The organism is Sinimarinibacterium arenosum, from assembly GCF_005047655.1.
Lineage (GTDB): Bacteria > Pseudomonadota > Gammaproteobacteria > Nevskiales > Nevskiaceae > Solimonas.
In genome coordinates this window covers 296,531-310,768 of record NZ_SUKF01000005.1, presented here as the reverse complement: position 1 = coordinate 310,768, position 14,238 = coordinate 296,531, and the positions used below count along the sequence as shown (strand labels likewise).

Sequence of the window (14,238 nt, the reverse complement as noted above, 5' to 3'; positions counted from 1 at the left end):
GCGCGGGCTTAGAGCCGGCCGTAAAAGCCTTCCTTGAGCGCGTCGTACAGATTGGCGGCGGTGTAGGTGCCGCCGTCGTATTCGATCTGGGCGTTGCCGGGCACCTGCACGCGCGAGCCGTCGGCGAGCTGGAACTCATAGACGGTGTTGGCGAGATCGGCTTCGGATACGAGTACGCCCTGATGCACTTCCGGATTGAAGCGGAAAGTGGTGCAGCCCTTGAGTCCGTTGTCGACCGCGTACAGATAGATGTCCTTGAAGTCCTCGAACGCGATGTCGGACGGCACGTTGATGGTCTTTGAGATCGAGGAGTCGATCCAGCGCTGGGCAGCGGCCTGCACGTCGATGTGTTCGCGCGGGTCGGTGCCGGCCGCGGTACCGCGGAAGGCGTCGGGCAGGTTGTCCGGGTCGACGTTTGCATCGGCCCACTGCCGGTACGCCAGCAGCTCGTACGAGTCCATGCGGATCGCGCGCTTGGCCTTCTCGCCGGGCACGATCATGTTGCGGATGTAGGAATGCGCGAAGCTCGGCTCGATGCCGTTGGAGGCGTTGTTGCCGACTGACGCGGCCATGGTGCCGGTGGGCGCGATCGAGGTGGCGTGCGTGAAGCGCGCGCCGACTTCGGCCAGCTCGGCAACCAGCTGCGGTTCCACTTCGGCAATGCGTTGCAGATGACGCGAGTAGCGCGCGTGCAGCACGCGCCCCGGCACGCGGTCGCCGACGGCATAGCCGTCATGCGCCAGCTCAGGGCGCAGTGCGAGCAGCGCGGGGGTGATCTCGAACTCTTCAGTGAGGATGGGTGCCGGGCCTTTTTCCTTGGCCAGCTCCAGACCCGCACGCCAGTTCTCGACCGCAAGGCGCTGGGTGACTTTGTCGGTGAAGGCGACGGACTCGGGTGAGCCGTAGCGCAGGCCGAGCATCGTCATCGCCGAGCCCAGGCCCAGATAGCCCATGCCGTGACGGCGCTTGCGCATGATCTCTTCACGCTGCTGCGGCAGCGGCAGGCCGTTGATCTCGACCACGTTGTCGAGCATGCGCGCGAAAGTGCGCACGACTTCACCGTAGGCTTCGAAGTCGAACTGCGCCTGCGGGGTGAATGGATTCTTCACCAGCGAGGCGAGGTTGACCGAGCCGAGCAGGCAGGCGCCGTACGGGGGCAGGGGTTGCTCGCCGCAGGGATTGCTCGCGCGGATGTGTTCGGTGAACCACAGCGGGTTCATGCGGTTCATCTCGTCGACCAGCAGGAAGCCGGGATCGGAGAACTCGTAGGTCGAGTGCATGATCAGATCCCACAGGTCGCGTGCGCGGACGGTGCGATACACGCGGCACGCGGTCTGCCCGCGTTCGTTGACGGTGTAGTCGGTGTCATGCAGCGGCCAGCGGCGCCAGACCAGCTGCGACGACTCCATCTCATCCGGGAACGCGGGGAACACCAGCGACCATTCGGCGTCGTTGCGCACGGCCTGCATGAAATCGTCGGTGATCAGGCAGGACAGGTTGAACGCGCGCAGGCGGCCGTCTTGGCGCTTGGCCAGGATGAAGGCCTCGATGTCGGGATGGCCGATCTCCAGACAGCCCATCTGTGCGCCGCGACGCCCGCCGGCACTGGAGACGGTCTTGCACACAGCGTCGAACACGTCCATGAACGGCAGCGGCCCGCTGGTGGTGGCGCCGGCGCCGGAGACCTGCGCGCCGCGCGGGCGCAGCGTCGAGAAGTCATAACCGATGCCGCAGCCGGCCTTGAGCGTCAGTGCGGCCTCGGAGGCGGCGCCCATGATCCCGGCCATGGAGTCTTCGATCGTGCGCGATACCGTGCAGTTGATCGTCGACACATTCGGCTTGAACGACTCCGCGCCGGCGTTGGCCATAATGCGGCCGGCCGGAAAGGCGTAGTGCAGCGTGTGATAGAAGCGTTCCTCCCATGCGCCCGGGTCGGCTTCGCAGCGGGCGAGCGCCTGCGCGAGGCGTCGACGCATGCTGTCGAGATCCTCGCCGGGGAGAAAGTACTTGCTCAGGGCGATCAGCTCTGAGGCTTGCTGCAGCGGCAGCGGAGGAAGATCGCGGAGCGGAGTCGGCTGTTTCATAATCCTTCCGGCGGCAAGAACCGTCGCATGATCATACGCCCGGAATGCGCGCAAAGCTGACCTTGATCATTGTCGGATTTAGTCGCTGGCGCGGAGCCTCTCTGCTGCTGCTTTGCGGGCTGCTGAGCGCCTGCAGCACGACCTCCCTGGTGTACAACCGGCTGGACTTCATCGCGCGCTGGGAGGCGGGCAAGTACGTTTCGATGACGGATGCGCAGAAGGCGCAGTTTGATGCGCAGTTCCAGACCTTCTGGGGCTGGCACCGCCGCGAGGAGCTGCCGCGCTGGGTGGCCGAGCTGCGCGGCATGGCGGATGCGCTGGATCAACCGCTGAGCCGGGAGGCGCTGGGCCGGACTGCGGAGCACTACGGCGAGGCCTGGGACCGGATCATGGCGCATCTGGTGCCGCTGGCCTGCGCGCTGGGGCCGGGGCTCAGTGCGGATCAGGTCGACGAGCTGCTGGCGGAGGCGGACGAGGACATCGCCGAGCTGGTGCGTGAGCAGATCGAGCCGCCGCCCGACGAGGTGCTGCACGACACCGAACGCGAGCTGGACAAGGCGTTGCGGCGCTGGTTTGGCTCGCTGGACGACGCGCAGCGAGGGGTGATCGCGGAGTGGAACCGGGCGCGGCCGTCAGTGGCGCCGGCCTGGGTGGCCTACCGCCGCAGCTGGCGTGAGGCGCTGGGCGAGACCTTGCAGCAGCGCCAGACGCCGGCGTTCTGTCCTGAAATGACGACGTTGCTGACGGAGGGCTCCAGTCTGTGGACACCCGATCAGCAGGCGATCTTTGCTGAAAATCAGGTCCAGTGGCTGAACCTGTTCGAGCGCCTGTTGCCCTCCCTGAGTCCGAAACAGCGGGAACACGCCCAGCGACGGCTGCGCGACCTCGCCGACGCATTTGCCGCGCTGGCGGTGGAGCCGCGGTAAGCGCCTGATCCGATTGAGTTGGACGATAAACTGGGGCTATCGCCCGGATCGTCCAAATTTGGGTGTTATTCCCCAGATCATCCGCTAGACTTGCACCCCGTTTGCGTCCGTAAGGCCTGCTGCAGCGAGGCCGGATGCGGTTGGTTGGGACTTCAAAAGCGATTTCAGAGGGGAGCCGTTCATGCCGGTCAAGATTGCCGTGCTCAAGGAAACCCGCCCGAATGAAAAGCGGGTGGCGATGGTACCTGCGGTAGCTGACAAGCTGGTGAAACTGGGCTGCGAGATTCACATGCAGACCGACGCCGGTGCCGCAAGCCGTATTCCTGACAGTGCATTCAAGAATGTCACTTTCGCGGCCAACCCCCAGGGGCTGGTATCGGATGCCGATATCGTCGTCTCGGTGCAGCCGCCGGCGGCCGACGTCGTCGATGCGATGAAGGACGGCGCGGTACTGCTGACCTTTGTTTATGCGCATCGCGAGATCGAGCTGGTCAAGCTGCTGCGTGACAAGAAGATCACCTGCTTCGCGATGGAGCTGGTGCCGCGCATCACCCGTGCGCAGGCGATGGACGCGCTGTCGTCGCAGGCCGCGCTGTCGGGTTACTACGCGGCGCTGCTGGGTTCGACCAACCTCGCGCGCATCCTGCCGATGATGACCACCGCCGTGGGCTCGATCCGTCCGGCCAAGTGCCTGGTGATGGGTCTGGGCGTGGCCGGTCTGCAGGCGCTGGCGACGGCTCGCCGTCTCGGCGCGATGACCGAAGGCTACGACGTGCGTCCGGAAACCAAGGAACAGGCCGAGTCGCTGGGCGCCAAGTTCGTCGACACCGGTGTCGATGCGCGTGGCGAAGGCGGTTATGCGCGTGAGCTGACGCAGGAAGAAAAGGACAAGATCGCCGCGGTTGTGACCAAGCACATCCAGCAGGCGGATCTGATCATCACCACCGCCGCGATTCCGGGCCGTCCGTCGCCGAAGCTGATCAGCAAGGCACAGGTCGACGGCATGAAGAACGGTGCGGTGATCGTGGACCTCGCTGCGGAAGGCGGCGGCAACTGCGAGTACACCGAGCCGGGCAAGACCATCCAGGTCGGCCAGGTCACCATCGTCGCGCCGCTGAACGTGCCGTCGATGCTGGCCGAGCATGCGTCCGAGCTGTACGCCAAGAACCAGTACAACCTGATCGAGCTGATGTTCGACGCCGAGAAGAAGTTTGTACTGAACTGGGAAGACGAGGTGCTCGCCAAGGCCTGCCTGACGCACGCCGGCGAGATCAAGAACGAAGCGGCCCAGAAGGCCGTGGAAGCTTAAGGGGATAACGTTCCATGGAATACGCAACCACGGTACTGACGGGCTTCGTGGCCCTGTACATCTTCATGCTGGCCGCGTTCACCGGCTTCGAGATCATCGGCCGCGTGCCGTCGATTCTGCACACGCCGCTGATGTCCGGCTCCAACTTCGTGCACGGCATCGTCGTGGTCGGCGCGCTGTGGGCGCTGCTCAACGCATCGAGCACCTTGCAGCAGGCGATCGGCTTCTTCGGTGTGCTGCTGGGCGCGGGCAACGCGGCCGGTGGCTACGTCGTGACCGAACGCATGCTTGAAATGTTCAAGCCTTCCGACAAGAAGAAGGGCTAAGGGGAACGTCATGAATGCAGCACTGATCATTGACGCGGCTTACTTCGCCGCGGCGTTTCTGTTCATCTACGGTCTGAAGCGCATGTCGTCGCCAGTGACGGCGCGCTCCGGCATCGTCGTCGCCGGCTGGGGCATGGTCGTTGCCGTGCTCGCCAGCTTCCTCTACACGCTGGACGTGGAAGAGGCGGCCAAGCCGCATCTGACGACCAACATCATCCTCGCCGCGGTCGCGCTGACGCTCGGCCTGGGTTGGGCCTGGTGGAGCGGCAAGAAGGTCGCGATGACCGCGATGCCGCAGATGGTCGCGCTCTACAACGGCATGGGCGGTGGCGCGGCGGCGGCGATCGCCGCGATCGAACTGTTCGGTCACAAGACGCACGGCAGCGTCGGCCTGTCGCTGGCGGTGCTCGGCGGTCTGATCGGTTCGGTCTCGCTGTCCGGCTCGCTGATCGCGTGGGCCAAGCTCGACGGCCGCATCAACAAGACCCTGCGTCTGTCCGGCCTGCAGGCCATCAACGGAAGCCTGCTGGTCGTGCTGCTCGGCATTGGCGCCTACACCGTGTATCTGCACGGCGGCGTGACGATGCCGGTGCTCGGCCTGTTCTTTGCGCTGGCGCTGGTCTACGGCGTGATGATGACGATGCCGATCGGCGGCGCCGACATGCCGGTGGTGATCTCGCTGTACAACGCGTTCACCGGTCTGGCCGTGGGCTTCGAAGGCTACGTGCTGAACAACCCGGCGCTGATGATCGCGGGCATGGTGGTGGGTTCGGCCGGTACGCTGCTGACTCTGCTGATGGCCAAGGCGATGAACCGCAGCGTGTCGAACGTGCTGTTCTCCAACTTTGGCGCCACCGGCGACGAAGAACAGGGTGAAATCCAGGGCAGCATGAGGCCGGTCGATGCAGGCGATGCCGGCATCAACATGCGCTATGCGTCCAAGGTCATCATTGCTCCGGGCTATGGTCTGGCGGTGGCGCAGGCGCAGCACAAGCTCTATGAGTTCGTGAAGCTGCTGCAGGACAATGACGTCGATGTGAAGTTCGCGATCCATCCGGTCGCGGGCCGCATGCCCGGTCACATGAACGTGTTGCTCGCCGAAGCTGGCGTGCCGTACGACATCATCTATGACATGGAAGACATCAACGGCGAGTTCAAGGAAGCCGACGTCGCCATCGTCATCGGCGCCAACGACACCGTGAACCCTGCGGCACGCACCAACAAGTCCTCGCCAATCTACGGCATGCCGATTCTCAACGTCGACCAGGCCAAGCAGGTCTATGTGGTCAAGCGCGGCCAGGGCAAGGGCTACTCGGGCGTCGAGAACGAGCTGTTCTTCCGCGACAACACCAACATGGTCTACGGCGATGCCCAGAAGGTCATGGTGGCGATGATCCAGGCGGTCAAGTCGCTGGACGGCGGCGGCCACTGAGTCTTTTTGCAGCGATTTCAAAAAGGCCCCGGAAACGGGGCCTTTTTTCATGGATGCGGCGCAAACCTCCGCCGCCGCGACTCAGCGCACCGTTGTTGCTGTTCGGCCGTAAATCGTCACAACTCTGACGGGCGGTGGTCAGGACTTGGCGACGTCCCTTTTCTAGTGTCTCAGGGCCGGCATTCCGCCGGCCTCGACGACAGGGGAGATGGTGATGTTCAAATCTGCTTTGATAGGCGGCGCCGTACTTGCCGCGACGCTCGCATCCGCACCTGCTTCGGCAGCCCTACCCACGATCAAGCTCGGCAAGGCGCAGGTGACGGCCGAGGTTGCGACGGCAACGTCCGAGGAATACGCCATTGTGCCCGGCGTGACCTCGCATCTGTGCTATCCCGACGGCGAACCAGTGCCGGGCCGGGTCTGCGCCGCAGAAGACCAGGTGCGTACCGATCAGCCCGGCACGCTGATCGCGGCGCACAGCGACATCCAGCCACCGGTCTACAACGGCACGACGCTGGTGGAATCGGACAGCACCGCGTTCCAGGATCTGCAGACCAATTGTCTGGGGTATCTGACGCACGCCGGGATCTCTGTTCAGGGCCTGAGTCACGTGGCCGGACCCAACAGCGGAACGATCCGTGACACCCATTCGGGACTGATTGCTGTCGATTTCAATACGCTGAATGTTCTGAGCCCGACGGTTGTGCGCATCACCGGCAACTTGCGTGTACGCGCAACCGATCCGGTCAATCCCTATTTCACACCGCCCTACAAGCCAGCGAGCGCCAGCGTCGTGATCGAACTGAAGCGGATCGCTGTGGTCGGCAATCCGGATGAAGTGATCTTCACTCGGACGGTTTCCACGGAAGCGTCAGGCGGCGTCTTCATTGACGTTCCGCTGCAAGAGGTGCTGTCGATCGCCAATGGCAACTATCGGCTGACGATCCGGAGCAGCGGCAGTGTGTTCCATAACGGCGCTGCCTATGCCGCGATTGGCTACAACCAGCATTCGGCGGCAGAAACCGATGTCGATCTGGATCTGAGTCTGGAGAACCGGCTGCTGGGCCTGGTTCCATGATGGCGTGCAGATGAGCGAAAGCCAGCCCCGAAAAGGCCCCGGAAACGGGGCCTTTTTTGGGTGCCGGGGCTTGCCGGATGTGCGCGCCGTCACAATGCGGGCCCCGGCAATGGCGGCGGACGTAAATCGTCGGGGCTTCGGCGGGGTTTGGTCAGGATTCGGTGGAACGGTCTGCTTACTGTTGGGCTGCGCGCAATCGATGCCGCACCCGACTGAAGGAGAGACCTGTCATGAATACCGAAGAAACCGCCGCGCCGCTGTTGCGCGGCCTGGCCGCCGCGACGCTGTTGAGCCTGGTGCTGGCAGGGCCCGCCCAGGCTGGCGACAAGGATCTGGCCACCAGCCAGAAGAAGGCCCCCAAGCCGGCCGTGTCGGCACAGACGAAGCTCAAGGCCGATGTGAAGCTCCAGGATCCCAAGGACGGACCGGATCAGAAGAAGGACGTTAACGAGGAAGCCCCTGGCGGCCCGCAGCCGAGCCTGCCCGGCCTGAGCCGGGACGACCGCAGCGGTGTCAAGACCAGCTCGGGATCGAAGTCGTCCGATCCGGCGCAAGCGTTGAAGGACGCCGGCAATATTCGTGATGGTTCGGCCAACACGCTGCTGATCAACGAAACCGCGGACAAGGCGTCGCAACGCCCGAAGTTCGACAACGGTTTCGGGGAGCGGCCGCAGATCGATGACAAAGCAGTCTCGGACGCCGCCATTTCGGCCGGCGCGCGCAATCCCGTGAAGGGCCTGACCGGCGGCAGCATGGGTGGCCCGCTGGGTGAGGCGGCCGCGGCCAGCGATTCTCGCTCGCGCGGAATCGACAAGGGCGCGATCGCTGACGGTGAAGGCCTCACCAGTCCGACCGGCTCGTTCCAGGACGGAGAGCTGAAGAACCGGGGCAAGGGCACGCTGGCGAAGGACCTCGGCCTGAACGAGCGCAGGGTTACCGGCCTGGTGATGGGCGGCAAGCGCTTCGAGGAGATCGATGCGATTTCCAAGGGCGAGACGCCGGGCGCTGGCAAGCCCGCGGGCGGTGGCGACGAGGCCAAGCCGCCCAAGGACGACAAGCTGATCTGTCACAACGATGCCTGCAGCCATTCGGCGACGGTGCATCCGGACGGCTCGGTCGACGTCAGAAAGCCGGACGGTACGCGCGAAACCATTCAGCCGGACGGCAGCTCGGTGACGCACGACAAGGACGGCAAGGTGATCGACCAGCAGGAGGCCGCGGGCCGGCCCGACCCGGACAAGGACCACGGCAACGTCAGCAAGGAAGAGTTTCTCCGTCAGAAGCTGGGCGACAAGAACTTCCAGATCAAGGAGGCGGCCAAGGCGGGTGGCACGGTGAATCCGGATCGCGGCGAGACCGGCAGCGGCGTCGCCCGCTCGGGCGCGGTGCCGTCGCAGCAGTCGATGGGGCACAGCCTGTTCGGACAGCCGGTGGGTTCGGGCATCCGCGAAAGCGGCTCGGTTTCGGGACCCAAGTTCAATGGCAGTCTGGGCGCGGTCGATCCGGGTCCGGACGAAACGGTCAATACCGGTCCCGGACGCGAACAGGATCGTGTCGGTGACACGCTGGGCAGAGTCGGATCGCAGACGGATCTGAACGGCGGGCGTTCGGCGGACGAGGGCGATGACGACGACTCCGACGACACGCAGTCGTCCAAGGACAAGTAGCGCGTGCCGCGGTCGTGACGGCATGGCGCCGTCGAATTGCAGCGAACCTGGCCGGAGCTCCACTCGAGCTCCGGTTTTTTTGTGGGCCGTCAGTGCCCTGAATCAGATGTGGCGCAGACGTTCCTCGGCGCGCTGGGTCTGCGGATGGGCGGCGCCGAGTGCGGTGACATAGATGGCATGCGCGGCGGTCAACTCGCGCTTCGCGTCCTCCGTTCGGTGTTGTTGCGCGCGCAGTTCACCCAGGCTCTGGCGAAGGTAGGCGATGCGCAGATTGTCGGACGGTAGCGACTGCTGACTGTCGGCCAGCGCACGCAGCAGCAGCGATTCGGCCTCTTCGTTGTGGCCGGCAGCGATCAATGCATCGGCGTAGCTGTGGACAATCAGCAGTACATTGGGATGCGCCGGCCCCTGTGCTGCGACAGCGGCGGCGTAGGTCTTCTGCAGCAACGGCAGCGCCTCGGACACCAGGCCCAGCTGGATCAGCGCTTCGCCGACACGGTTGGCGGAGAACCGCGTCCAGACATGGTCCTCACCGTGGATGCCGGCCCGATTCTCGTAGGCGCGACGCAGCAGCGGTAGCGCCGCCACCGGATCACCGCGTTCGAGCTGCAGCACCCCGCGAAAATGCAGCGCGGTCAGTGTGTAGGGATGGGTTTCGCCCACCGTTGCGACCAGCCCCGTGTAAGCCTGATCAAAGATCTGCGCCGCCTCGTCATAGCGACCCTGCGTCATCAGCACGTCGCCCAGCGTGGTCATCTGCCACAGCACGCGTGGGTGGTGCGCGCCCTGCAGGGCAGTGGAGTTGGCGATCACCATACGCATCAGCTGCTCGGCTTTGGCGCTGCGGTTGAGTTCCAGATCGCAGTCAGCGAGGCTCCAGCGCACGCTGGTCAGGCCCTCCGGATCGGTGTCGCCGTAGTCCTTGATCAGCGCTTCATAGCGCTGCGCGGCGTCGGCATAGTGTCCGCGCTCGTATTCCAGCCACGCCATGCCGTCACGGGTGGCCAGCGTATCCGGATGGTGTTCCCCGAAACGCGCGCTGCGGATCCTGTAGACCTTCTCGAACAAACGCTCGGATTCGTCGTAGCGGCTCTGCAACAGGCTGACATAGGCCAGGCGATCGGCGATCGCCAGGCTCAAGTCAGCTTCTTCGCCCAGCGCGCCGACTGCTTCCTTGAGCGCGGTTTCCAGCCGTTGTCGCGCGCCGCTCCAGTCGCCCAGACCTTCGTAGGCGCGGCCCATGGCCAGGCCGATCTGCGCGCGCGCGACCGGGAAGCGGTCGAGTTGTTGGACAAGTTTGGGAGCCGCTTCGTCGAGCAGTCCATGCAGGCTCAGGCGCGGTCGCCCGCCCCCGAACGGATCGGTTGCGGCCAGTACGTCATCGCTGAGAAAGCGCACGGCGGCGCTCGCTTCCTCGCGCGCTGCAATGGCTTGCCGTCTTTCTTCGCGTGCGCGCCACAGACCGAAACTGGTTGCACAGATGCCGACGATCAGCACCGCAACCAGTGCACGGGTGAAGCCCCTGCGTTGACGACTGCGGTCCAGTGCGCTGCGCAGACGTTCGGCTTCAAGCTGTTGCGCGGTTTCATGTTCGCGCCGTTGGTGGCGTTCGCGCATGTGGCGCAGGTTCCACGCCAGCTCGGCAGCATCACCGATGCGTTCCTCGGCGCGACCGGCGGCAGCTGCGGCGATGTCGTCGCGCAGCAGAGGATCGTCAATGTCGCGTTCCCAGCCGGGCGCCAGCGGTCGGCGCCAGTCCGCCGCCAGCACCTGATACAGCATGACGCCCAGCGCATAGATGTCGGATTTGGCGGTGGGCGGCTGACCCGCCAGCCGTTCCGGCGAGAGGTACAGCGGCGTACCTTCGGTCGATCCGTCAAGGGCCTGGGTGAAGCCCATGCGCGTGATCGACAGCTGATGCAGCTGATGGGCATCCAGCGCCTGTCCGCAGCCGAGATCGCCGAGCTTGACCTGCGGGCGCTCGGCAGAGGTGTCGATAAGCAGGTTCGCCGGCTTCAGATCGCGGTGCAGGATGCCGGCGGTGTGTGCCGCGGCCAGCGCCTCGGCGGCCTGGGCGATCAGTTCCAGTCGCGTCGCCGTGGGCACTGTCGCAATCCCGCCCTGGGCCTCGCACCAGTCCGGCAGGGTGCCGCCGGCGACGAGTTCGGTTTCGATGAAGTACGGCGGATCGTCGAGATTCCAGTCCAGCAGCCTGACGACGTCACGGCGCTCGCCGTAGGTCTGCTGCAACAGGCGGAACAGCGTGATCTCCCGTTTGAGCGCGGACAGCTGGTCCGGCCCCAGGGCGAACTTGAACACGCGCTGCTCGCGCGTCTTGCTGTGCTCGGCGAGCCAGACTTCGCTGCTGCCGCCGTGACCCAGCGGCCGGAGCAGGCGCCACAGCGGGCGCAGCGGTGGCGCATCGCCGGCCTGCAGCCCTAGTGCCGGGGCCGGCGCCTCCGGTGTGGCGGTCTCGACGCTCAACTCCGCGGCGAAGCGGTAGCCATAGCCGTGCACGGTCCGGATCATCGACTGGTCGGCGTCCCCGATCGCGCTGCGCAGCCGCGCGACGCATTTGGTCAACACCGATTCGGACAGCACCCGGCCCGGCCAGATGTTTTCGTGTAACTCCTCTTTAGTGACGACTTCGCCGGCGTGCAGCAGCAGGAACATCAGCAGTTCGAGCGGCTTGGGTTCCAGCGGCACGATCTGATCGTCGACGCTCAGGCTCAGGCTGGAGCCGTCGAAGCCGCAACGCCCGAAACGCCAGCGCATGCCGCGCACGGCGCTGGTCGTGGTCGCGCCGGGTTCAGTGGTGTGCGGCATGAATGCTTCGGGTGCTGTTGGCGCTCATCGAATCCCCTCATTCGATTCCACGGACAGATGCGTCGTCGCCGGGATTGTAGTCCGGCTTTGCCGTGTTTCCGCGGGCCGGAAGGGCATGGACGCAAATCGTCGGAAATTCGTCGGCGATTGGTCAGGATTTCGAACCGGCACGGGATCAGTCTGCGGCCCATCGACCAGGAGGAGCCATGTTCCGCCACGCTGTCCGATCCCCATTGCATCTGTACCGCGCCGCGCGAACGGCGGGCGCCCGGGTGCGATCTTGAAGCGGCTGGCGGCCCTGTGCCGGGGCGTCCGCGGGCTGTCCGGCGGCATCGTCGCGGTGCTGCTGCTGGCCGCGATCAGCGTGCCGTCGCAATCGCAGATGACCCCGCCTGGTGTGCCGGCTGCGGCGCGGGTTTCGCCGTATTGCTTCGGCGCCACCGGGGACGGCTGCAGCCAGTTGGGCGGACCCGCCGGCCGGGTCGCGTACTGCCGGCCGGCGCTCGGCACCAGCGAGCTGGAGTGCATGGTCAGCGCCGGCAGCATCGAACACGACAGTTGCTGCTTCCTGCATCCGCAGGGGCGCGGATGTTCGAATTCCGCAGCCGGCGGTGCCGGCAACGGCGCGTTCTGCGCCGTTGAATGGGACAAGGCGCAGGACCGCTTGCGCCGCGGCCTGTACTGGACCCGCCGCTTCTCGCCGCAGGCGCGCAACACCAGCGGAGTCGTCGATTTCAACACGGTCTGCGCGCCGGCCGGAACCATCGTCGCCGCCGGCGACCAGGCCTATTGCTGCGGCCGCCAGGCGGTGCCGACCAGTGAAACCGATCTCAACGGCATACAGCGGCTGCGCTGCCGCTAGCGCGACCATTTCCAGGGGGATGACATGATGCAAAGACTTTCGACCGTCCGCATGTTCTCAGTCGCGGCGCTGACGCTGGGGCTGGGCGCCTGTGCGATGCAACCGCAGCGTGATGTCGCGACGGGCGCCCCGGCCGATGATTGGTCGGTAGCCGCCGCGGCCTTGCGTGGCGGCGCGTGGGCGGACGCGGAGCCGCCCTTGGCGCGGCTGGTGCAGCAGGACCTGCGTAACGGTCATCTGCAGTTCCTGTACGCGCTGGCGCAGGAGAACAGTGCGCGCAAGACCGACCGCGCCAGGCTGCAGCTGGCCGAAGTCGGTTATGCCAATGCGGCCCGCTTTGCCAGCGGCAATTACTGGGCCCTGCTGCGACTGGGCGCGCTCGAGCTGGAGCGGGGCGACTGGGCGGCGGCGCAGTCGCGCTTTGCCGAGGCGGCGCTGGATCAGCCGCAGCGCTGGGAGGCGTTCTACGGTCTGGGCGTCGCGTCCTACCACCGGCAGGACACGCCGCTGCTGTACCTCGCGGCCAAGCGTACGGTCCAGCTCGCTTCGGAACGGGAGGACGCACAGCGTCTGGCGGCGTTGGCGCTGGCGGTGCAGGGAGAACCGGAAGCGATGACGATGGCGCGCCGTGCCGCGCGACTCAACGACGACCCGGCCGAGGACGCCTACTTCGAGCGCCGCGTGGCGGAGTATCTCGAACTGGCGCAGGCCGATACCGGGACGGCATCGGATGCCGGCATCGACGACACCGCTGCGGCGCCGGTACGCGCGGCCAGGCCCGAGCCGGCGCCGACGCAGGTCGTGGTCGAGGTCACGATCCTGCTCAGCTCGATGCTGAACAATAAGAACCGCGGCGTGAATCTGTTCGACGGCCTGCGCGTGCTGTACGGCTACTCGAACGTGCTGCAGCAGTTCAGCGAGGGACTCACGCGACAGAGCACGCGCACGATCACCTCACAGATCTCCAGTCCGCAACTCGACTACAGCCTCAATCTGTTCAACGACTCGGGGCAGTACTACAACGTGGTGGCGCGACCGTCGATCACGGCCCACCTTGGGCGCGAGTCGCAGTTCTTCGCCGGGCGCACGATCAACGTCGAAGTCAGCGGCGTCAATCTCGGCAGTCTGCAGCCGATTGATGTGGGGGTGCAGCTGGTGGTGACACCGGAATACATCGACAACCGGCGGGTGACGTTCCGGCTCGACGCCTCGCGCTCGTTCCTGACCCAGGAGCAGATCGGCACGTTCGAGAATTCGCTGGCGCTGTTCCGCCAGTCGGTCGGCGCGACCGCCGATGTCGAGTTCGGTCAGACCCTGGTGCTCAGCGCACTGTCCGAGCAAGTGCAGGACAAGTCGTTCTCCAAGGTGCCGGTGGTCGGCGACGTTCCGGTCGCCAACTGGCTGACCAGTCACAGCGTCGATTCGCAGCGCCAGGAATCGCTGCTGATTCTGGTGACGCCGTCGCTGCCGCTGAGTTACGACACGCCGGATTCACCCGGTCGCCGCTCGAAGACGGTGGAGTCGCTGCTGGAGCTGTGGCACCAGCGCGTCGACCCCAACAGCGACGTCAACGCGATCATCAAACGCCTGGAACGCTCGCACTGGCTGCGCACGCCCAAGCGCGGCGACCTGAAGCTGCGCGTTGGCAACGAGCCGGCGGATCAGCGTGAAGCCATCGAGGAAAGCCTGATGCTCGGGCGTGTGTGACGTGATCGAACTCAGGAGACC

10 protein-coding genes are annotated in these 14,238 nt (G+C 65.5%); 8 read left to right on the top strand and 2 right to left on the bottom strand.

Going from position 1 to position 14,238, the window contains the following annotated elements; all coding sequences use genetic code 11:
- Positions 1-8 precede the first annotated feature (8 nt).
- Entirely contained in the window at positions 9-2,084 is a 2,076-nt protein-coding gene (locus tag E4T66_RS12400) for an adenosylcobalamin-dependent ribonucleoside-diphosphate reductase (RefSeq protein ID WP_136849358.1), read from the bottom strand.
- Between the two features lie 44 nt (positions 2,085-2,128).
- Between E4T66_RS12400 and E4T66_RS12395 the strand changes: the two genes are divergently transcribed.
- The 6 genes from E4T66_RS12395 (at position 2,129) to E4T66_RS12370 (ending at position 8,822) form a co-directional block, all read left to right on the top strand.
- Positions 2,129-3,010 (top strand): DUF6279 family lipoprotein, encoded by an 882-nt coding sequence (locus tag E4T66_RS12395; protein ID WP_136849357.1) that lies wholly within the window; start codon positions 2,129-2,131, stop codon positions 3,008-3,010.
- A gap of 181 nt (positions 3,011-3,191) precedes the next feature.
- Positions 3,192-4,319 (top strand): NAD(P) transhydrogenase subunit alpha, encoded by a 1,128-nt coding sequence (locus E4T66_RS12390; RefSeq protein WP_136849356.1) that lies wholly within the window; start codon positions 3,192-3,194, stop codon positions 4,317-4,319.
- 14 nt (positions 4,320-4,333) lie between these two features.
- The gene (locus tag E4T66_RS12385) at positions 4,334-4,645 is read left to right on the top strand and encodes an NAD(P) transhydrogenase subunit alpha part 2 (protein ID WP_136849355.1); all 312 of its coding nucleotides are present in this window, start codon (positions 4,334-4,336) and stop codon (positions 4,643-4,645) included.
- Positions 4,646-4,655: 10 nt separating this feature from the next.
- A complete protein-coding gene (locus E4T66_RS12380; protein ID WP_136849354.1) occupies positions 4,656-6,077 on the top strand; it encodes an NAD(P)(+) transhydrogenase (Re/Si-specific) subunit beta in 1,422 nt (473 codons plus the stop codon).
- 214 nt (positions 6,078-6,291) lie between these two features.
- Positions 6,292-7,155, top strand: coding sequence for a hypothetical protein (locus E4T66_RS12375; RefSeq protein WP_136849353.1), 864 nt, complete (start codon positions 6,292-6,294; stop codon positions 7,153-7,155).
- Between the two features lie 230 nt (positions 7,156-7,385).
- Complete coding sequence (locus E4T66_RS12370; RefSeq protein WP_136849352.1) at positions 7,386-8,822, top strand: T-complex 10 C-terminal domain-containing protein; 1,437 nt, start codon at positions 7,386-7,388, stop codon at positions 8,820-8,822.
- A 102-nt stretch (positions 8,823-8,924) separates the two neighbouring features.
- Here the strand turns inward: E4T66_RS12370 and E4T66_RS12365 are convergent, their stop codons facing one another.
- Complete coding sequence (locus E4T66_RS12365; RefSeq protein ID WP_136849351.1) at positions 8,925-11,648, bottom strand: tetratricopeptide repeat protein; 2,724 nt, start codon at positions 11,646-11,648, stop codon at positions 8,925-8,927.
- A 280-nt stretch (positions 11,649-11,928) separates the two neighbouring features.
- Here E4T66_RS12365 and E4T66_RS12360 point away from each other — a divergent pair, with 280 nt between their 5' ends.
- On the top strand, positions 11,929-12,510 hold the full coding sequence (locus E4T66_RS12360) for a hypothetical protein (protein ID WP_136849350.1): 582 nt from the start codon (positions 11,929-11,931) through the stop codon (positions 12,508-12,510).
- Between the two features lie 27 nt (positions 12,511-12,537).
- Complete coding sequence (locus E4T66_RS12355) at positions 12,538-14,217, top strand: hypothetical protein (RefSeq protein WP_211242891.1); 1,680 nt, start codon at positions 12,538-12,540, stop codon at positions 14,215-14,217.
- Positions 14,218-14,238 lie beyond the last annotated feature (21 nt).

Coding starts and splice junctions, on each gene's coding strand:
- E4T66_RS12385 (WP_136849355.1), top strand. CDS start 4,334: ATGGAATACGCAACCACGGTACTGACGGGCTTCGTGGCCCTGTACATC.
- E4T66_RS12390 (WP_136849356.1), top strand. CDS start 3,192: ATGCCGGTCAAGATTGCCGTGCTCAAGGAAACCCGCCCGAATGAAAAG.
- E4T66_RS12365 (WP_136849351.1), bottom strand. CDS start 11,648: ATGCCGCACACCACTGAACCCGGCGCGACCACGACCAGCGCCGTGCGC.
- E4T66_RS12355 (WP_211242891.1), top strand. CDS start 12,538: ATGCAAAGACTTTCGACCGTCCGCATGTTCTCAGTCGCGGCGCTGACG.
- E4T66_RS12375 (WP_136849353.1), top strand. CDS start 6,292: ATGTTCAAATCTGCTTTGATAGGCGGCGCCGTACTTGCCGCGACGCTC.
- E4T66_RS12395 (WP_136849357.1), top strand. CDS start 2,129: ATGCGCGCAAAGCTGACCTTGATCATTGTCGGATTTAGTCGCTGGCGC.
- E4T66_RS12380 (WP_136849354.1), top strand. CDS start 4,656: ATGAATGCAGCACTGATCATTGACGCGGCTTACTTCGCCGCGGCGTTT.
- E4T66_RS12370 (WP_136849352.1), top strand. CDS start 7,386: ATGAATACCGAAGAAACCGCCGCGCCGCTGTTGCGCGGCCTGGCCGCC.
- E4T66_RS12400 (WP_136849358.1), bottom strand. CDS start 2,084: ATGAAACAGCCGACTCCGCTCCGCGATCTTCCTCCGCTGCCGCTGCAG.